The organism is Rufibacter tibetensis (assembly GCF_001310085.1).
In the GTDB taxonomy this organism is placed as follows: Bacteria; Bacteroidota; Bacteroidia; order Cytophagales; family Hymenobacteraceae; genus Nibribacter; species Nibribacter tibetensis.
In genome coordinates this window covers 4,010,743-4,030,378 of the sequence record NZ_CP012643.1, presented here as the reverse complement: position 1 = coordinate 4,030,378, position 19,636 = coordinate 4,010,743, and the positions used below count along the sequence as shown (strand labels likewise).

Below are 19,636 nucleotides of genomic sequence, written 5' to 3'. Positions count from 1 at the left end.
AAATTATTCTATAATTAGAGGTTCAAAAGTGCGTGGGCAACCATAAAATAAACTGCCAGTCCCAGCAAGTCATTGGCGGTAGTAATAAAGGGACCGGCGGCTACTGCAGGGTTCACCCCATACTTATCTAAAATCATGGGCGTAACCGTTCCCATAAAAGAAGCCAGCAACACCACACTGAACAAAGCCACGGCCACCACTATAGACAAGGTTAACTGTACGCCCAACAACACATTAAAGCCAAGTACCAACCCAGACATCACCAAGCCATTGATCACCGCTACCATTAACACCTTAATGATACGGGAAGCGAAATTATCAAACACGATGGTTTTGTTGGCCAGTGTCTGAATGATGATAGAAGAAGACTGGATGCCCACGTTTCCCCCGGTGGCAGTGATAAGAGGCGTAAACATAGCCAGAGCCGGAATAATGGCGATGTCTCCTTCAAACAGTCCTATGAATCGGGCTCCCAGCAAACCGCCTACCATACCCACCATGAGCCAGGGCAAGCGGGCGCGCGAAAGCCGGAAAACGCTGTCGTCTTCTTCTATGCTTTCAGTGATACCGGTCATCAACTGGCGGCTTAACTCCGCCTGCTCCTGGATCACATCAATGACGTCATCAATGGTAATGCGGCCCAGCAAACGACCTTGTATGTTCACCACCGGAATAGCTTCCAGGTCATACTTCTGCATGACGGCGGCCACTTCCTGCTCATCTTTGTACGACTCAATGGAGATCACATCGGCATCATATACCTTGTTGATGGGAGTCTCGTCGCCGCAAAGAATCAGGGTTTTCATACTTAAGCGACCCAGGAGTTTATCGCGGTCGTCTACCACGTACACAGCGTAGACTTTCTCCACTTCCTCGGCCTGCCGCCTGATCTCATCAATGCACTGCCCTACCCGCCAGTTGATGTTCACCTTGATCAACTCCTTGGCCATCAGACCACCGGCGCAGTCTTCGTCATAGTGGAGGAGTTCCACAATGTCAGCTACTTGTTCCTGGTCTTCCAGCAAGGCGATGATCTCTTCTTTGCGCTGCACGGGCTGCTCGTTGAGCAAATCCACGGCGTCATCAGAGTCCATCTCGCCTATGTAGCGGGCAATCTCCTCTATGGTGAAGTTCTTCAGGAAATTGGTGCGTACATCTGAGTCCAGGTCACTGAGGATCTCCGCGCAAACATCTGCCGGAAGCACGTCCATCACGTACTTGCTTTGCTCAGTATTGAGCTCGTACAAGACGGTGGTGATGTCTACAGCGTACATTTCCTCCATGTTGGAGAGAATGAACTCGGCATCGCGACGCTCAATGGCGTCCTCTATCTGGTCAATAAACTCACGGGTGATTTCAGACTGCATGCTGCTGGATCAGTAGAGTAAGGTTGATGAAATCAGTCACGGAAAGCTGCTCGGCGCGTTTGTCAAACAAAGTGTCTTGGGCAACTTCGGTAGGCAGATTGAATGGCTTTAGGCAATTACGCAACGTTTTCCGGCGGGTGGCAAAACTAGTTTTCACTACTTTAAAAAACAGCTTCTCGTCGCAGGGCAGGTGCGCCACCTCGTTGCGGGTGAGCCGCACCACCGCGCTTTTCACCTTAGGCGGCGGGTTGAACACGTGCTCGTGCACCGTGAACAGGTACTCAATGGTATAGAAAGCCTGCAACAGCACACTCATGATGCCGTAGGTTTTGGAGCCGTGCGGAGCCGCAATCCGCTCCGCTACTTCTTTCTGAATCATGCCCACCACCTCAGGCACCTGGTCGCGGTGGTCCAGCACCTTGAAGAAGATTTGGCTGGAAATGTTGTATGGGAAATTTCCGATGACGGCAAACGGACCCGAGAACAACGTTTTCAGGTCTGTTTTGAGAAAATCGGCTAGAAGCACCCGGCCCTCCAGTTGCGGAAAATGTTCGTTCAGCCACGCGATAGAGTCGCGGTCAATGTCTACAATGGTTGTTTTGTACTCGGGGTGCTGGATCAAATATTGGGTGAGCACGCCCATGCCAGGCCCTACTTCCAACACCTCCTGCACACCATTGGGCAGGCGCAGCGCCTCCACTATGTTCTGGGCGATGTTTAGGTCGGTGAGGAAATGCTGACCTAGGTGTTTCTTGGGCTGGACGGGCTTCACTGGTTTTCGGTTTCCGTTTGTTAAGGCTATATTGCAGCTCAAAGATACACATCTTATGCGCACAGAACTGACCTACGCCGCAACATTACCGGCTAATACCAGCACCGCTGTCTTAGTTCCGGGCCACGAGCACCTCCCCGAGGAGCTTTTCTCCCAAGATGAACAGGAATACATCAGCCGCCAGCTGTCGCTGAAGAGCACACTGGTCGCCATCAATAGATTCACCCATCAGCTGTACCTGGTGCTCACCGATCCAAAATCCAAAGAGACCCATACCCAGGAGGCCCTTCGCAAAGCAGGTCATGCCCTGCACCAGCGTTTGGTGGCAGATAAGGTGGATAGCATTGTGTTATTGGATGGGGCAGATGGCGAAGCGGCGCTATATGTAGCCGAAGGCCTAGTATTGAGCAACTACTCGTTTCAACGCTATAAAACGGAGAAAGCTACCCCTCCTATTTTGAAGTCTGTGACCATCACCGGCATTGGAGTTTCCCAAACCCAGGTGAAGGAGCTTTCAAATCTGCTGGAAGCGGTCTACAACACCCGCGACCTCATCAACACCCCTCCTAACATGCAAACCGCCACTATGCTGAGCGAGCAGATTCAGGAGATGCTGAACGAATCAGGTGTGCAGGTAGAAGTGCTGGACCAGGTGCAGATCCAATCTTTGAAAATGGGCGGACTCCTGAGCGTAAACCAGGCTTCTGATGAGTCTGCCACGTTCAATATTCTGGAGTGGAAGCCCGAGAACGCCACCAATGCCCAACCTATCATTCTGGTAGGCAAAGGTGTGGTCTATGACACCGGCGGCTTAAGCCTGAAGCCGACGCCTAACTCCATGGATTACATGAAATCAGACATGTCAGGCGCGGCAGCAGTGGCCGGAACCCTTTCTGCCTTGGCTAAAAACAAGGTGCCTCTTTATGTGATCGGGTTGATCCCGGCTACAGATAACCTGATCAGCGGCAAAGGATTCGCCCCCGGCGATGTAATCACCATGCACAGCGGCCACACCGTAGAGGTTTTGAACACCGATGCCGAAGGTCGCTTGATCCTGGCTGATGCCCTGCATTTCGCAAAACGCTACAATCCAAGCCTGGTCATTGACATTGCTACCTTAACAGGAGCTGCCGCCAGAGCCGTAGGGCGTGAAGGCATTGTGATGATGGGGACTGCCGATGATTTGACCAAAACAGACCTTAAGCTGGCCGGTGAAATGGCGCACGAGCGTCTGGTAGAGTTCCCGCTGTGGGAGGAGTACCAGGAGCACCTGAAATCAGACATCGCCGATCTCAAGAACATCGGCGGTGCCGAAGCGGGGGCAATCTCGGCAGGCAAGTTCCTGGAGTTCTTCACCAATTACCCTTGGATTCACTTGGACATAGCCGGTACAGCTTATTTACTTAGCCCAGACTCCTACCGCGGCAAACATGCCACGGGTAGCAGCGTCCGGTTGCTGTACCATTTCCTTTCTTCACAAGCCACTGCTTAATCAATGGAGCAAAAAACCAAACCCCGCATAGGGATTACCATAGGAGACATTGCTGGCATTGGACCAGAAGTAGCCCTGAAAACTCTTGCTGACAACAGAGTGCTGCACTACTGTACCCCTATTATCTATGGCACGGCCTCAGCGGTGAACAAGTACCGCAAGCTGCTGTCTTTAGATAATTTCAGCTTTCAACAAATACAGACGTTTGATCAGGTGCACCCTAAAAAGGTGAACGTGCTTAATTGCCTGGAGGAAGAGGTAGAGTTTACCCCTGGCATTCCTTCCCCCACCACGGGGGCCTTGGCTCGTGCCGCCCTGCTGCGTGCTGCCCAGGATTTGAAGGATGGCCATATACAGGCGGTAGTAACCGCGCCTATTGACAAAGACAACACCCAGGGCGAAGGGTTCCAGTTCCCTGGCCATACTGAGTTCTTTACTACCCACTTTAATGCGCCAGAGAGTTTGATGTTTCTGGTGGCTGATGGGCTAAGGGTAGCTACCGTGACCGGGCACATCCCTTTGAAAGAGGTGGCTTCCCGGCTCACCCCGGAACTGCTCATCAGAAAGCTCACCATTCTTGAGAATTCTTTGCGCAAAGACTTCGGCATACAGAAACCAAAGATTGCGGTGCTAGGCTTAAACCCACACGCCGGTGAAAACGGATTACTGGGAACCGAGGAAACAGATATTGTTACCCCGGTCATAGAGCAGTTCAAGAACAAAGGCAACCTGATCTTCGGACCTTTCCCCGCAGATGGTTTCTTTGGCACCCGCAGTTACCAAAAGTTTGATGCTACCCTGGCCTTGTACCATGACCAAGGATTGATACCGTTTAAAACGCTTGCCTTTGAACGTGGGGTTAACTTCACAGCGGGTCTGCCCATTGTGCGCACCTCCCCTGACCACGGTACCGCCTATGACATTGCCGGGCAAAATAAGGCAGATGAGACCTCGTTCAGAGAAGCGTTGTTTGCAGCCGTTGATATACTAAGAGCCAGAGCGGAGGCGTAGGGTCTTTGCCTTGTTGCAAAAAGCGTTTGGAGGTTTATTTTCAAAAAAGCCTCCAAACGCTTTTTCATTTCTTCAGCATTCCAAGATAAAAAACCTAGCTTTATAAAATTAAGGCAGACCCTGTAAAGATTATACAAGAACTGGCTGGCATTTAATTCTTGGCACCTTCCTAACAATGAACCACTCCTGATTTTTGGCTGTTTTATCCGGGACAAGCCGAAAACGGCAATTTATTAACCATCGCAAAAAAGGCATTTGTATTTTATAATACAGATATTCTTGCTAATTTTGCGACTTGCAAAAAAAGAGGCAACGTGAAGGAGATTAAAAAATACGATATCAATCTTGTGAAGCTTGGCAACAAAAGCCACAGCTACGAGTTTGAATTGGATGACCACTTCTTTGAGTTGTTTGACCAGGATCTGATCCTGGGTGGCAACTTGAAGGCTGAGGTAGTGCTGAACAAGTCGGAGCTTCTTTTGCAGTTCGACTTTCATATCAAAGGAACGGTTCGCCTGATCTGCGATAGAAGCTTAGAGGAATTTGAGAATCCTTTGGAAGTAGAACAGACGTTGCTCGTTCGCTATGGCCAGGAAGACCTGGAACTTGACGTGAACGTGCTGCAGATAGTACCGGAAACCCAGTACATCAACATTGCCCAGCACCTGTATGACTACATTGGCTTGGCAGTGCCCATGAAAAAGCTGGCGCCCCGGTTTATTGAAGAAGACAAAGAAAGAGAGGACGACCCAGAGGCAGAAGGCCTTTTGATTTACTCTACCGGCTCCGATGGAGAGGAAGACGAGGACGACGATGATGAAGATGGTCCTATTGACCCCCGCTTCGCCGCCCTTAAAAAGTTAAAATAAGTTTCTAACCAATTTTGTAATAATTACCTGAGATGGCACATCCTAAGCGAAAAATCTCCAAAACCAGAAGAGATAAGAGAAGAACGCACGACAAAATCACTCCTAAAGCGATTTCTATCTGCCCTAACACCGGAGAGGTGCACCAGTACCACAGAGCATACGTGGTAGACGGAGATTTATACCACAACGGTAAAGTGGCTATCAAAAATTATACCTCTGTTGCCTAATAAAGCTTGCCAGTTCAGGCTTTATTTTAGTTACTTGTAGGATAATTTACGAAACACGCTTTACATGAAAATAGCTCTGGATGCAATGGGCGGCGATTTCGCCCCCGACGCAGTTGTAGAAGGCGCACTAATGGCGGCTGAGATTTTGACGGATGATGTTGAGATTATCCTGATAGGAGATGAAGACAGAATCCATTCCCTCCTGCATAAGCACGACTACAAAGGTTCCAGAGTAAAGGTTGTTCACGCATCTCAAGTGATTGGGATGGGTGAACATCCTACTAAAGCCCTCACCCAGAAACCAGATTCCAGCATTGCGGTAGGGTACGGCATGCTGGCCTCCAAAAAAGTAGATGCCTTTTGCAGCGCCGGTAATACCGGGGCTATGCTGGTAGGCGCTGTTTTTAGCGTGAAACAGGTAGAGGGAATTCTTCGGCCAGCCTTGGCCAGCTTTATCCCTAAGCTTTCCGGCGGTTACGGCATTATGTTGGACGTAGGTGCCATAGCCGACTGCAAACCTGAGATTCTGGAGCAGTTTGGTGAAATTGGTTCTATCTACGCACAGCATATCTTTGACATCAAGAAGCCCCGTGTGGGCCTTATGAACCTGGGCGAGGAAGAAGGCAAAGGCACCATGGTCACCCAGCCTACCTACAAACTCCTTAAAGAAAACAAATCCATTCACTTCATCGGGAACATTGAAGGACGCGACCTGTTCAACGACAAGGCCGATGTCATTGTGTGTGACGGCTTCACTGGAAACGTAATCCTTAAACTGGCAGAGTCTATCTATGACATTCTCTGCGAAAAGAAAATCTCCGATCCTTTCTTTGATCGTTTCAATTATGAAGCGGTAGGCGGAAGCCCGATTCTTGGGGTGAATGGAAATGCAGTCATTGGACACGGTGTTTCCAGCCCAACCGCTATCTGTAATATGTTGCATTTGGCTAACAAAATGGCAATTGCGCATATCTCAGAGAAATTCAGAAATTATTTTAGCGCCTAGTTGTGCGCCCCTTCACCAGACAACCCTTCAGAACAATATGAGTAAGATAACCGCCGCGATCACCGGTGTGAGCGGATATGCCCCGGAATATGTGATGACCAACCATGAGTTGGAAACTATGGTGGACACCAACGATGAATGGATCGTTAGCCGCACGGGAATCAAAGAAAGACGCATACTGAAGGGCGAAGACCAAGGCACCTCGGCTATTGCCATTCCGGCCGTACTGGACCTCCTCAAAAAGACAAACACAGACCCTGCGGAAGTAGACATGCTCATTTGCGCTACCACTACCCCAGACCTGGTATTCCCGGCTACAGCCAACATCATCACTGCGGAGACTGGCTGTGTTAACGCATTTGGTTATGACTTGCAGGCCGCCTGCTCTGGCTTCCTGTTTGCACTGGCAACGGGTGCTCAGTTTATTGAGACTGGCAAATACAAGAAAATCATCATAGTGGGTGCAGATAAGATGTCTGCCATTGTTGACTATACAGACCGCGCTACCTGTATCATCTTCGGAGATGGTGGTGGGGCGGTGATGCTGGAGCCCAACACAGAAGGTTTAGGGGTGCAAGACAGCATCCTGAAATCAGATGGGTCTGGTGTTCCCTTCCTGCACCAGAAAGCGGGCGGTAGCCGCCGTCCGGCCACGCAGGAAACCCTTGACCGCCGGGAGCACTTCGCATTCCAGGAAGGCCAGCAGGTCTTCAAGTTTGCAGTGAAAGGCATGGCCGATGTATCTGCCGAGATCATGGAGCGGAATAACCTTACTGCTGATGACATTGCCTGGTTAGTGCCTCACCAGGCCAACAAGCGCATCATTGACGCTACCGCCAACCGCATGGGCGTAGGTCCTGAAAAAGTCATGATCAACATCCAGAAATATGGCAATACAACCAGTGGTACCATTCCATTGTGCCTCTGGGAATTTGAGAACCAGTTGAAAAAAGGCGATAACGTGGTTTTAGCTGCTTTTGGCGGTGGTTTTACCTGGGGATCCATTTATTTGAAATGGGCATATGATCCAAAGTAATCCCCTCGTATTTAAGTTTCTTTTATAAAATAGATCAAAAAATTCGGCTATCTTTGGCCGAATTTTTTTATGTCCAATCGGGAAAAACCCGCAGGCATTTTAAACCGAAACACAAGACAAACTATGGCAACTACCGCTGATTTTCGCAACGGGCTTTGCATCGAATTCAACGGCGACTTATGGATCATTACTGAGTTTCAGCACGTGAAACCTGGTAAAGGCCCCGCTTTCGTTCGCACCAAACTGAAGAACATCAAAACCGGCAAAGTGGTGGACAACACCTTCACCGCCGGAGTGAAAGTTACCACGGCCCGTGTAGAACAGCGTCCGCACCAATTCATATTCAAAGACGACTACGGCTACAACTTCATGGACATGAACTCTTTTGAGCAGGTGACCCTGGAGGAGAGACTTGTGCCGTTTGCTGACTTAATGAAAGAAGGCCAGGAAGTGACTATCCTGTTCCATGCTGAAACAGAAACTCCGTTAACTGCTGAACTTCCTACGTATGTGGAACTGACCATTACGTATACAGAGCCAGGCATTAAAGGAGATACTGCCACCAACGCCTCCAAACCAGCCACCGTAGAGACCGGAGCCACTATCTCTGTGCCGCTCTTTATTGGGCAAGACGAAAAAATAAAGGTAGACACGCGTACCTATACCTACGCCGAACGAGTAAAATAGAACTATGAAAGCAAAGGAAATCCAAGAACTAATTGATTTCATCGCGAAATCAGGCCTGAACAAAGTTGACATTGAGACTGAAGAGTTTAAGATCTCTGTACAGCGCGAGGCAAGCCAAAAGGTGAAGTATGTATCTGAGCCAGCTCCTGCAGCAGCGCCACCGGCGTTACCTCAAGCTGCCCCTGCCCTGTCTCAGGCTCCTGCTGCCCCGGCCGCTCCAGCTGCTCCTCAACCAGCCGCTGATGATACCAGCAAATACATCACCATTAAAGCTCCAATGATTGGTACTTTGTACCGCTCTGCCAACCCAGAGTCTCCGGCGTTTGTAAACGTAGGCGACGAGGTGAAACAAGGTCAGGTGATCTGTATCATTGAGGCCATGAAGCTATTCAATGAGATTGAGTCTGAAGTATCTGGCAGAATTGTGAAAGTGTTGGTAGACAACTCCTCACCGGTAGAATACGACCAGCCGTTGTTCTTGGTAGACCCAAGCTAATTTGAATATTTGCGAATGAGAAAATTTGAGAATGGAGATGCATAAGTGTATCTCCATTTTCTCCTTATGATTTTCAAATAAACAAATCTTCAAGTCATCTAATCTGAAAACATGTTCAAAAAAATACTAATTGCCAACCGTGGCGAAATTGCGCTAAGGGTAATCCGGACGTGCAAAGAGATGGGAATTAAAACGGTAGCGGTTTACTCTACTGCTGACAAAGAAAGCTTGCACGTGCGCTTCGCCGATGAAGCGGTTTGTATTGGCCCAGCCTCCAGCGCACTTTCCTACCTCAACATTCCAAACCTGATTGCCGCTGCGGAAATCACCAACGCCGATGCCATTCACCCTGGCTATGGTTTCCTTTCTGAAAACGCCGAGTTTTCCAGAATCTGTGCCGAAAACGGTATCAAGTTCATAGGTGCCTCGCCTGAGATGATCAACTCCATGGGAGACAAGTCCTCGGCAAAGGAGTACATGAAGAGAGCCGGCGTGCCTACCATTCCTGGTTCAGAAGGCTTGTTGTCTTCTGCCGAGCAGGGCAAGAAACTGGCGTCCAAGATCAAGTATCCGGTCATCATCAAAGCCACGGCTGGTGGTGGTGGACGCGGCATGCGCATCATCAAATCAGCTGATGAGTTTGACAAAGCCTGGAACGATGCCCGCCAGGAAGCGAAAGCTGCTTTCGGGAACGACGGCATGTACCTGGAGAAATTTGTGGAGGAACCCCGCCACATTGAAATCCAGATTGTGGGCGACCAATACGGCAAAGTGTGCCACCTTTCTGAACGGGACTGCAGCATCCAGCGCCGTCACCAAAAACTAATCGAGGAAACCCCTTCTCCTTTCATTGATGATGACTTGCGTGAGCGCATGGGCCAGGCAGCCATTGCCGGAGCCGCAGCCATCAAGTATGAAGGCGTGGGTACCATTGAGTTCCTGGTAGACAAGCACAAAGATTTCTACTTCATGGAGATGAACACCCGTATTCAGGTGGAGCACCCCATTACTGAAGAAGTAGTAAATTATGACTTAATCAAAGAGCAAATTAAGGTAGCCGCGGGCATTCCTATTTCTGGAAAGAACTACTATCCGCAGATGCACGCCATTGAGTGCCGTATCAACGCGGAGGACCCTAAAGCTAACTTCCGTCCTAGCCCGGGTAAGATCAACGTATTACACATCCCTGGTGGACACGGTGTACGCGTAGACACCCACGTATATGCAGGTTACACTATTCCGGCTAACTATGACTCTATGATCGCGAAGTTGATTGTGAGTGCCCAGACACGGGAAGAAGCTCTTGTTAAAATGAAGCGTGCGTTAAGTGAGTTTGTGATTGAAGGTGTAAAAACTACTATTCCTTTCCACTTGGCCATGATGGATGATGAAGGATTCAAATCCGGAAACTTCACAACCAGCTACTTAGACAGCTACGATTTCACGCAGTTATAGCCAAAATTGCCTCTAAACAGAAAAAGCAACCTTAATGGTTGCTTTTTCTGTTTAGAGGCAATTCCCAAAGCTTGTCCCTCCCCTTTAGGATCAATTCTACCTTATGTTCCTATGATAGCCTCTAATATGAAGAGGCAAGCATAGTGTAGCACATAAGACTCCTTGAAATTCAATAGGGGTTAAAAAAGTATCGCCTGCTTCAAGGCTGTTTCCATGAAAACATCCTCAAAGCAGGCGATACTTACCTAAATAGGTATAAATTACACGACAGGTTTAGTTACTGATTCTTTCGCCACCATCTCATCCAGTTCCTGGAACCATTGCTCTCCGTATCTGCGGATCAATGGTTCACGCAGGAATTTATAAACTGCCACACCCAGCTCCTGCCCAAAAGAACAAGCCGGATTGCAGATTTCCCAGCGGTCATAGTTCAAGGCCTCAAAGCCATCGTACTTGGTAATCCGGATGGGGTATAAGTGGCAAGAGATAGGTTTCTTCCAGGAGATCTTTCCATCTAAGTAAGCCTGCTCAATGGCACACTTCAGGGTGAAGTTTTCGTCATATATGGCATAGGCACACTCGCGGTCTCCAATGGTAGGAGTGCTGTAATCGCCCTCAAAGTCTTCTACGTACAAACCTTGCTCATCAACGGCCTTAATGCCCTCAGCAGACATGTAGGGCTTAACGTGTTCATAAGCTTCAGCTAAAAGGGGCAATTCATCTTTGTCAAGAGGGGCGCCAAGATCACCTTCCACACAGCAGGCACCTTTGCATTTCTCCAAATTACAGACAAAGAACTTGTCTTTAAGGTCATCTGAGAGAACGGTATTTTGAAGTACAATCATGAGCTATTTCTTACAGCAGAAAGACAAAAGTACCGCTATTTAAGTTCGGCCGCAAAAGCAGGAATAAGAATATCTAAAACATGAAAAGCAGCCTTTTAGGGGCTGCTTTTCAAAAAAAAGGTAATAAATGGCTAGGCTCCCATCACCCAATCCATTGCCGCTGCTTCATTGTCAAAAAAGTGCGTGTCAAAGCTTACACCGCCGCTACTCTTCATCAAAATATTTTCAATGGCCATTTTGTTGAAAATATCAGTAGACACAATCACGGCCATACGCTTCACATCTCCTTGTTTAGAGAACTGAGGTGCCCACTCCTTGGCTGTCCATTCCTGATCTGCCGGTCTTATGGCCTTGGCATTCGTATTATCTCCGATCCATCTAATGACCTGCTTTTCAGAAACTAATTGAAGGTAAATACCCAGAATCCTCCGGTATTCCTCACTATTGGCAAACCCCTTCCATTGGGTGCGCACCAGTTTTGGTTCTTCATCATAGGTGATGATGATGTATTCGTTTTGAAAGTAAATCATTTTGGTATCTGTCTGTCTGAGTTGCTGCAAAACTGATGAAAGTCAAAGTAGAGGGCCTTTGTACAAGGTATGGTTTTGCCTGATCAAATTAAAAGGCCATTGCAGTTATCACACTCACTTGTACTAGGTAACACCTCTGTTTGTTTCTAGCTTTTATGCAATATAAGAGATATATTATTTAATATGTTTAGCTTTCTGCATTATTTAAAGGACAAACATATCGACGGTTTTTGGTTATAGTGTATTTATTCTTATTATAAGAAACTTCTGTTTCTACTCTTCTCGTGCCTTATCTACTGAGCTACAATAAGCTAAAGCAGTACCTCCTATATATTTGAAGAAAAACATAAAAACTTAATATTTTTTATATATAATTGATTTATAATATTCTAAAAAGTAAAATTTTGAAGGTCTCCCCTACTTGCCTGTTGTGCTACAAATTTAAAATAAGATCATTACTACTGATTGCTTCATGTTTATTAGCAACAACAGAGGCCTTTTCACAAGTGAAACCAAGCGCAGAAGCAAATCAAGCCTTGGCCAGTTACCCGATCAAACTCTATAAGCAAGGGATAAATCAGGAGTCTCATCTATACAACGGACCAGAGTATGTGGACTACCGACGACCTGCGCGGGATGGCCACCAATTCTTTATTCAGGATGAGAAATCGCTGGGAAAGGTCTACTATGATGGTGCCCATTATGAAGAAGTACCCATGTTGTACGATATGGTCACAGACGAGGTAGTCATAGTGGTGAATGGCTTCCTGTTGCAAAAGCTGGTCAATGAAAAAGTAACATCTTTTGAATTACGCGGCCATACGTTTGTGCGCCATGTTGCCCAGGATTCCTCTAATGAAAATGCACTTAAAACAGGCTTCTATGATGTCTTCAAGGCGGGTAACACCAATCTGCTGGTGAAACGGATAAAGTTGAAGGAAAGGGTCATTGAAGACAATAAAGATGTAGAGAGATACAGCCCACAGGACAAGTTCTTCCTTCAGAGTGGGAATACCTACAAAGAAGTGAAATCCAAGAGCTCGGTCTACAAAGTGTTCAATGACAAAAGGAGGGAGTTGAAAAGATACGCCCGTGCCCAAAAACTGAACTTCAGAAAACAGCGGGAAGCTTCTATTCTGGCCCTTGTGCTCCATTATGAGACTTTGAAATAAAGCATCTGCTGCTTTGTTTACTACCAATATCCTCCAATTCTTCCTTCACAAAATGGCCCACTATTACCGCATTGCTTTTCTTCTCTTGATTTTGCTATGTTTTGGCAAAACCCAAGGGAAAGCACAAACTGTCAACGAGCCTCTGCTTACTTTAACTCTGCAAGATGCTTCCTTTGAGGATTTTGTACGGGAAGTAGAAAGTAAAACAAAGTACCGCTTCTATTATGAGCCCGCGGCTGTAGACTCCTTTAAAGTAACTATTCAGGTTACCCAGAAACCACTGAAGTCAATATTGGACCAGGTAGTAGAAGGAACAAACCTGAAATACGCCATGACGGAACAGGGATATGTGCTCATTACCCAAGGCAAGGAATTCATGGCCACCCTTCCGGAAGGATTTTTCAACCGAGAGCAAAAATCCTCGGGGAACCAAACCTTGGTGATGAAAAGCACAGATGCCACACCTTATATTGCGGGGGAACAAAACAAGAAGAAAGCTACCTCTGAGGCAAAGCTTTACTTGATTGGCACGAAACGCGACAATGCCAATGGAAACGCGAACCTGGCCGGTCACCTACGGGATGCTAAATCAGGGGAGCCCATCATTGGGGCTACGGTTTATATCCAGTCTCCCCTGCTGGCCACCACCTCTGATCAGTATGGCTATTTCTCGTTGACTCTGCCGGTGGGCGAGCGCGAGTTGCTGATCAGGGGCATCGGGATCAAAAACTCCCGCAGGCGGATTGGGTTGTACGCAGACGGGAAACTGGACATTGAGATTGAAGAAGATGTGCGGTCTTTGAAAGAAGTTTTGGTGGAGGCTGAAAAGGACCGGAACGTAGCGGGCATGCAAATGGGGATGGAACGCCTGGACATCAGGACCATCAAACAGGTACCAACCGCCTTTGGTGAAACTGATATTCTCAGAGTAGTGCTGACGCTCCCCGGAGTTAAATCTGTAGGCGAGGGAAGCACTGGCATGAACGTACGGGGCGGCTCTACAGACCAGAACCTGATTCTCTTCAATGATGCCACTATTTACAACCCCTCTCACCTGTTTGGCTTCTTTTCGGCCTTCAACCCAGACATAATAAAATCAGTGGAGCTGCATAAAAGCAATGTTCCGGCCAGGTACGGCGGACGGCTTTCCTCAGTCTTGGAAATAACCACCCGTGACGGGAACAAAAAGAAACTAGCAGGCTCCGGTGGCATTGGTCTTTTAACCAGCAGGCTAACTTTGGAAGGGCCCATCATAAAAGACAAAACGTCTTTCATGGTGGCAGGCCGTAGCACGTACTCCAACTGGCTCCTCAAGAAGTTACCCCAGGAATCATTCAAGAAGAGCTCCGCATCTTTTTACGACCTAAATGCCCAGATAAATCATGAATTTGACAGCAAAAACACCCTTTACCTGTCTAGCTACCTGAGCAAGGACAAATTCAGGTTAGGCTCAGACTCCCTCTACAATTTTTCAAACCAAAACGCCAGCGTTAAGTGGAAGCACATCTTCCACAACCAATTGTATAGCGTGGTAACCGGCGCTTATAGCCGCTACGGTTATGGGGTAAATTCTGAAAATAACCCCGTAAACGCGGCAGACCTGGCATTCAGCATGAATCAGGCTAACCTGCAGGCAGACTTCAACTATTTCCTGAACTCTAAACACACTGTAGATTTTGGGGCCAGTTCTATTTTGTACAATGTATCGCCTGGCAGTCTGACCCCGGTTGGGAGCGAGTCACTGGTAATGCGGGACGTGTTGCAAAAAGAGAAAGCGCTGGAAAGTGCCCTTTATGTCTCTGATCAGATAGACATTTCACCCCGCTTTTCGGTTTACTTGGGCCTTCGGTATTCTATGTTCAATGCCTTAGGACCAAGAGAGGCGTACACCTACGCCCCTAACGTTCCAAAAAACGAGAGCACCATCCTGGACACTGTTTCCTATAGCTCCGGTAAAGCCATCGCCACCTATCATGGTCCCGAATACCGGGTTTCGGCCAGGTTAGGGTTAACCGACCATACCTCTATCAAGGCGAGCTTCAACAGGATGCGCCAATACATTCACATGCTCTCCAACACGGCCACCATGTCGCCCACAGACACCTGGAAACTGAGCGACGCCAACATCCGGCCCCAGGTGGGTGACCAGTTCGCGTTGGGGTATTATCAGAACTTCAGGGCAAACACGGTGGAGCTATCGGTGGAAGGTTATTACAAAAAGATGAAGGATTTCCTGGACTACCGGAACGGTGCCGACATCATTCTGAACCACCATATTGAAACCGACGTGGCCAATGCTGAAGGAAAAGCCTACGGTGTTGAAATGATGCTTAAAAAAATGACGGGCAAGCTCAACGGATGGGTTTCCTATACCTATTCCCGCACCTTGGTCCGGCTGAACAACCCGCAGGTGTCTGAGATCATCAACCAGGGCAAATGGTACCCCAGCAATTTTGACAAACCCCATGACTTTACCATGATAAGTAACTACCGGTTTAGCCAGCGGTTTAGTACCTCTTTGAACTTCACCTACAGCACCGGACGGCCCATCACCCTACCCATAGCCAAGTACTATGACGGCAATACGCAGCGCATCTTCTACTCAGACCGAAACCAGTACCGGGTACCAAATTATTACCGGGTAGATTTCGCCATGAACATTGAAGGCAACCACAAGGTCAAGAAACTTGCCCACAGCTCCTGGACATTGGCGGTGTACAACGTCACCGGCCGCAAGAATCCTTACTCAGTGTATTTCAGGTCTGAGAACAGACAAATCAAAGGCTATAAACTTTCCATTTTTGGCCAGCCCATTCCTACCGTTACCTATAACTTTAAGTTTTAATGCATTTTCCTAAAAACTGCCTCAAAAACATCCTCCCCCTGCTTTTTTTCTTTACTTTGGCAGCTTGTGAGGAACCTTATACTCCCGAAGTATTAGAGCAAGACAACAACTATTTGGTAGTGAGTGGCTTCATCAACTCCAACGGTCCTACTACCATCAAACTATCGCACACCCAGAACCTCACCGATGCAAGCGGCCCTACCCTGGAGACAAGGGCTTCTGTGACTGTAGAGGAGGAAAGTGGCGCTAAATACAATCTCCAGGAGACCGAACCAGGAACCTACACCCACAGATTGCTCCCCATCACCCTTTCCAAGAAGTACCGGTTGGTGATTCGCACTGGTGGTAAGGACTACGCCTCTGATTACGTAGAGCCCAGAATCACCCCTGCCATTGACAAGCTAAACTGGACCGCAGAGAACGATGGCCTGCAACTGTATGTCAATACCCATGACAACGAAAATGATACCCGCTACTACCGCTGGGAGTTTGAAGAAACTTGGGAATACGCAGCTTTCTATTTTTCGGTACTTGAGTATGTAAACGGACAAATACGGGATCGGGAGCCCGGTAATGATATCTTCTTGTGCTGGCGCCACAACACTTCCTCCGCCATCCAGGTGGGCAACACTGTCAAGCTCAGCCAGGATGTGGTTAGTAATTTCCCAATCGTTAAGGTTCCTGCCAATTCTGAGAAACTGAAGCGGAAATACAGCTTGCTGGTAAAGCAGTATGCCCAAACCAAAGAGTCTTATGAGTACTGGGAAGCCCTTAAAAAAAATACCGAAAGCATAGGTTCCTTATTTGACCCTCTACCAACTCAGCTTACCGGCAACATTCAATGCCTTACCTCACCCACAGAACCAGTCATTGGGTTTGTAACCATCTCGTCAGTGGAAGAGAAAAGAATTTTTGTGACCCGCCAGGAGCTACCCGCCTCATACCGGCCCCCTAGCCAATTCTGCCCCTTTGATACTGTCAAAGTTGGGGAAGAAGCTGCTTATTTTTCTAGCGGCGGTGCCATTCCAATTGATATGATCATTTCAGAAACCAGGGAATTGATAGGTTATGCAGGTGCTTCCAAGTCCTGCGTGGATTGCAGGGTATTTGGTACCAAAGTCAGACCAGCTTACTGGCAATAATTAAGACGGCAAAATGAGATTACTTATAGAAATAAATCAACGAGGTGGCTTTGCCAAGGGTACCTTTTCTTCCTTCCAGAAGAAGTCTTGGGCGCTAAGTTTAAGAATACTGATGGGACTGGCATTGTTACAGTCAACCGCTGGAGATGTGTTGGGACAAACTGCCTCCCTCCCGAACCTACTGACTAACTTCAAAGAACATGGCATTAAATCGGTTCAGGAAAAAGTTTTTCTCCATCTGGATAGGCCCTCATACGTTAGCGGAGATATCCTGTGGTTTAAAGTGTACAATGTAGAGGGCACTTTTCATACACCCTTTGACCTAAGCAAAGTGGCGTATGTAGAAGTTCTGGATGCGGAGCAAAAGCCCGTGGTACAAGGGAAAGTGGCTTTGAAATACGGTACCGGAAATGGGTCATTTGTGTTGCCTACATCGCTAAGTGCCGGTAACTACACCGTGCGGGCGTACACCAACTGGATGAAAAACTTCAGCCCAGACTATTACTTTGAGCAGCCCATCACCATCATCAATACCTTTCAACCGCTCAACCTGCCTCCCGTAACAGATACTGCCTCGTTTGCCATTCAATTCTTTCCCGAAGGAGGGAATCTGGTGAAAGGCTTTACAAGTAAAGTAGCCTTTAAAGGGGTTAACAGCAACACAGGCAAAGGAGCCAATTTCCAGGGCGAGGTGTTGGACCAAAGCGGTACAACCGTGGCCACCTTTCTGCCTTCCAAGTTAGGAATAGGCCATTTCAGCTTCACTCCTACTATCTCCACCGACTACACTGCGGTGGTCCGGTTTCCTAACGGGAAAGTGGTCCGCCAGAAGCTCCCGGTTGTTCAGGAGCAGGGATATACTTTAGGCCTGGAAGAAAAAAAGCCAGGAGAATTGGTTTTGACAGCGCGCACCTCAGATCAGCAGCAAGGTTCCCTTTACTTATTGGGGCATACCCGCCATGCGGCCATTGTAGCGGCTACTGCTCAGCCAGTTAACGGACTGGCAACCTTTTCAGTAGTGAAAGATTCACTGACTACCGGCATTACCCATTTCACGGTTTTTAACAGCCAACTGAAACCAGTGGCTGAGCGCCTTTACTTTAAGTACCCAACACAGCAGCTGGAAATTGATTTGGCGGTTAGCAAGCCTTCCTTTGCCACCCGCGAGCAGGTAACCCTGGAGGTTCTCACCCATCGAGAAAAAGGCACCCCCACTACCGCAGAATTATCTTTAGCGGTTTTCAAACAGGATAGTCTTAACCCTCATAATCTTGCAGACATAAAAGCGTATCTCTGGCTTTCCTCTGACCTGAAAGGAACCGTTGAGAACCCCTCCTCCTACTTTACCCAAGCCGGCCCACAAGCCGAACAGGCCTTGGACAACCTAATGCTGACTCACGGCTGGAGTCGCTTCACCTGGGACGAAGTGCTCAGTCCACAGCCTCCGGCCTACTCTTTTCTACCCGAATACCAAGGGCACCTAATCAAAGGAAAAGTAACGAACGTGGCCACGGGCGAACCCGCTAGAAAAATCAGAACCTATCTTTCCTCACCGGGCAAGAATATCAGGTTTTACAGCAGTGTCAGCACAGATAATGGTTTGGTGCTGTTTGATGTAAAGGATTTCTTTGGGTCTAAGGAAGTAGTGGTGCAAACAAATTTCCTGAAAGACAGCACCTACCATTTTCAACTGGAAGATCCATTTTCAACCAAATACACCGCCAGACCACTTTCAGCCCTTAATGTAGACTCCACCTCCAAAGACGCTATCTATGCCCGCCACCTAGATGTACAGGCTCAAAACATCTACTTTGAAAAATACCTGAACCGCTACCGGGCACCTGGTATAGACAGCCTTCCGTTCTACGGCAACCCCAGCAAACATTACTTTTTAGATGATTTTACCCGCTTCAAGGTGATGGAGGAAGTCATGCGGGAGTATGTGCCCGGGGTGATGGTACGAAAACGCCGCGGAAATTTCCACTTCCTAGTGATGGATAATCCGCGCAGGATTTTCTTTGAGGAAGACCCATTGGTTCTCTTAGACGGGGTTCCGGTCTTTGACACAAACAAAATCATGGCCTTTGACCCCTTGAAAATTGAGCGATTAGATGTGATGGAGAGCAAGTACTACAACGGATCCCTGGTGTCACATGGGGTGGTGAGCTATACCACCTACAAAGGAGATCTGGCGGGCTTTCCTTTAGATACAAGGGCACTACTACAGGAATACGAAGGGCTCCAGTTGCAACGTGAGTTTTACGCCCCCACCTACAGCACCGACGAGCAAAAACTCAGCCGCTTGCCCGACTGGCGCAACCTCCTTTACTGGTCTCCTAACCTGATTACCGGTGAAAACGGAAAAGCCAGCTCTCAATTTTACACAGCAGACCAAGCCGGAACTTACACCATCTTCATCCAGGGCCTCACCAGAGAAGGTCTTCCCGGCAGCAAGATGGTCACCTTTGAAGTCAAAAAGCCACTATAATCTTCGGTGATTTAGTACTGCCGCCGGTGAAAAGGTAAGTTCTTTTGAGCCTTCTTTTTCCAAAACAAACTGAAAAGCAGAAAGCTACTTTGTCTAAGACAGGGTAGCTTTCTGCTTTTAGATAACTCAGGATCGTTGAATCCTTTACAAGAGTTAACCTAAACTGTATTCCTGAAAGTTAATCAAAAAGCTAAAA

General features: G+C 47.9%; 17 protein-coding genes. 13 read left to right on the top strand and 4 right to left on the bottom strand.

Annotation, left to right across the window (positions count from 1 at the left end; translation table 11 throughout):
• Positions 1-14: 14 nt before the first annotated feature.
• Together mgtE and rsmA are read right to left on the bottom strand one after the other, a co-directional pair.
• The gene (mgtE, locus tag DC20_RS16400; RefSeq protein ID WP_062544819.1) at positions 15-1,367 is read right to left on the bottom strand and encodes a magnesium transporter; all 1,353 of its coding nucleotides are present in this window, start codon (positions 1,365-1,367) and stop codon (positions 15-17) included.
• A complete protein-coding gene (gene rsmA, locus DC20_RS16395; protein ID WP_062546004.1) occupies positions 1,357-2,139 on the bottom strand; it encodes a 16S rRNA (adenine(1518)-N(6)/adenine(1519)-N(6))-dimethyltransferase RsmA in 783 nt (260 codons plus the stop codon). Before rsmA ends, mgtE begins: the two co-directional genes overlap by 11 nt.
• Positions 2,140-2,194: 55 nt before the next feature.
• Between rsmA and DC20_RS16390 the strand changes: the two genes are divergently transcribed.
• The 9 genes from DC20_RS16390 (at position 2,195) to accC (ending at position 10,418) form a co-directional block, all read left to right on the top strand.
• A complete protein-coding gene (locus tag DC20_RS16390) occupies positions 2,195-3,631 on the top strand; it encodes a leucyl aminopeptidase family protein (protein ID WP_062544818.1) in 1,437 nt (478 codons plus the stop codon).
• 3 nt (positions 3,632-3,634) lie between these two features.
• Complete coding sequence (pdxA, locus tag DC20_RS16385; RefSeq protein ID WP_062544817.1) at positions 3,635-4,642, top strand: 4-hydroxythreonine-4-phosphate dehydrogenase PdxA; 1,008 nt, start codon at positions 3,635-3,637, stop codon at positions 4,640-4,642.
• Positions 4,643-4,956: 314 nt separating this feature from the next.
• A complete protein-coding gene (locus DC20_RS16380; protein ID WP_062544816.1) occupies positions 4,957-5,511 on the top strand; it encodes a YceD family protein in 555 nt (184 codons plus the stop codon).
• Positions 5,512-5,543: 32 nt separating this feature from the next.
• Positions 5,544-5,738 carry a 50S ribosomal protein L32 gene (gene rpmF / locus DC20_RS16375; RefSeq protein ID WP_062544815.1) on the top strand — a complete coding sequence of 65 codons (195 nt, stop codon included), beginning with the start codon at positions 5,544-5,546 and terminating at the stop codon, positions 5,736-5,738.
• A gap of 64 nt (positions 5,739-5,802) precedes the next feature.
• On the top strand, positions 5,803-6,744 hold the full coding sequence (gene plsX, locus DC20_RS16370) for a phosphate acyltransferase PlsX (protein ID WP_062544814.1): 942 nt from the start codon (positions 5,803-5,805) through the stop codon (positions 6,742-6,744).
• 37 nt (positions 6,745-6,781) lie between these two features.
• Positions 6,782-7,780, top strand: coding sequence for a beta-ketoacyl-ACP synthase III (locus DC20_RS16365; RefSeq protein WP_062544813.1), 999 nt, complete (start codon positions 6,782-6,784; stop codon positions 7,778-7,780).
• 123 nt (positions 7,781-7,903) lie between these two features.
• Complete coding sequence (efp, locus tag DC20_RS16360) at positions 7,904-8,467, top strand: elongation factor P (protein ID WP_062544812.1); 564 nt, start codon at positions 7,904-7,906, stop codon at positions 8,465-8,467.
• Between the two features lie 4 nt (positions 8,468-8,471).
• A complete protein-coding gene (gene accB / locus DC20_RS16355) occupies positions 8,472-8,963 on the top strand; it encodes an acetyl-CoA carboxylase biotin carboxyl carrier protein (RefSeq protein ID WP_062544811.1) in 492 nt (163 codons plus the stop codon).
• A gap of 111 nt (positions 8,964-9,074) precedes the next feature.
• Positions 9,075-10,418: an acetyl-CoA carboxylase biotin carboxylase subunit gene (gene accC / locus DC20_RS16350; RefSeq protein ID WP_062544810.1), complete on the top strand. Its 1,344-nt coding sequence runs from the start codon at positions 9,075-9,077 to the stop codon at positions 10,416-10,418.
• A 260-nt stretch (positions 10,419-10,678) separates the two neighbouring features.
• Here the strand turns inward: accC and DC20_RS16345 are convergent, their stop codons facing one another.
• Together DC20_RS16345 and DC20_RS16340 are read right to left on the bottom strand one after the other, a co-directional pair.
• Positions 10,679-11,263, bottom strand: a complete 585-nt coding sequence (locus DC20_RS16345; protein ID WP_062544809.1) for a DUF3109 family protein — start codon at positions 11,261-11,263, stop codon at positions 10,679-10,681.
• Between the two features lie 131 nt (positions 11,264-11,394).
• Positions 11,395-11,793, bottom strand: coding sequence for an STAS/SEC14 domain-containing protein (locus DC20_RS16340; RefSeq protein ID WP_062544808.1), 399 nt, complete (start codon positions 11,791-11,793; stop codon positions 11,395-11,397).
• A gap of 506 nt (positions 11,794-12,299) precedes the next feature.
• Here DC20_RS16340 and DC20_RS16335 point away from each other — a divergent pair.
• The 4 genes from DC20_RS16335 to DC20_RS16320 are packed head-to-tail and all read left to right on the top strand — an operon-like array spanning position 12,300 to position 19,440.
• Positions 12,300-12,965 (top strand): hypothetical protein, encoded by a 666-nt coding sequence (locus DC20_RS16335; protein ID WP_062544807.1) that lies wholly within the window; start codon positions 12,300-12,302, stop codon positions 12,963-12,965.
• A gap of 52 nt (positions 12,966-13,017) precedes the next feature.
• A complete protein-coding gene (locus tag DC20_RS16330; protein ID WP_062546003.1) occupies positions 13,018-15,810 on the top strand; it encodes a TonB-dependent receptor in 2,793 nt (930 codons plus the stop codon).
• Positions 15,810-16,952, top strand: coding sequence for a DUF4249 domain-containing protein (locus DC20_RS16325; protein WP_062544806.1), 1,143 nt, complete (start codon positions 15,810-15,812; stop codon positions 16,950-16,952). Before DC20_RS16330 ends, DC20_RS16325 begins: the two co-directional genes overlap by 1 nt.
• 13 nt (positions 16,953-16,965) lie before the next feature.
• A complete protein-coding gene (locus tag DC20_RS16320) occupies positions 16,966-19,440 on the top strand; it encodes a hypothetical protein (protein ID WP_157593194.1) in 2,475 nt (824 codons plus the stop codon).
• The last annotated feature ends 196 nt before the right edge of the window (positions 19,441-19,636 follow it).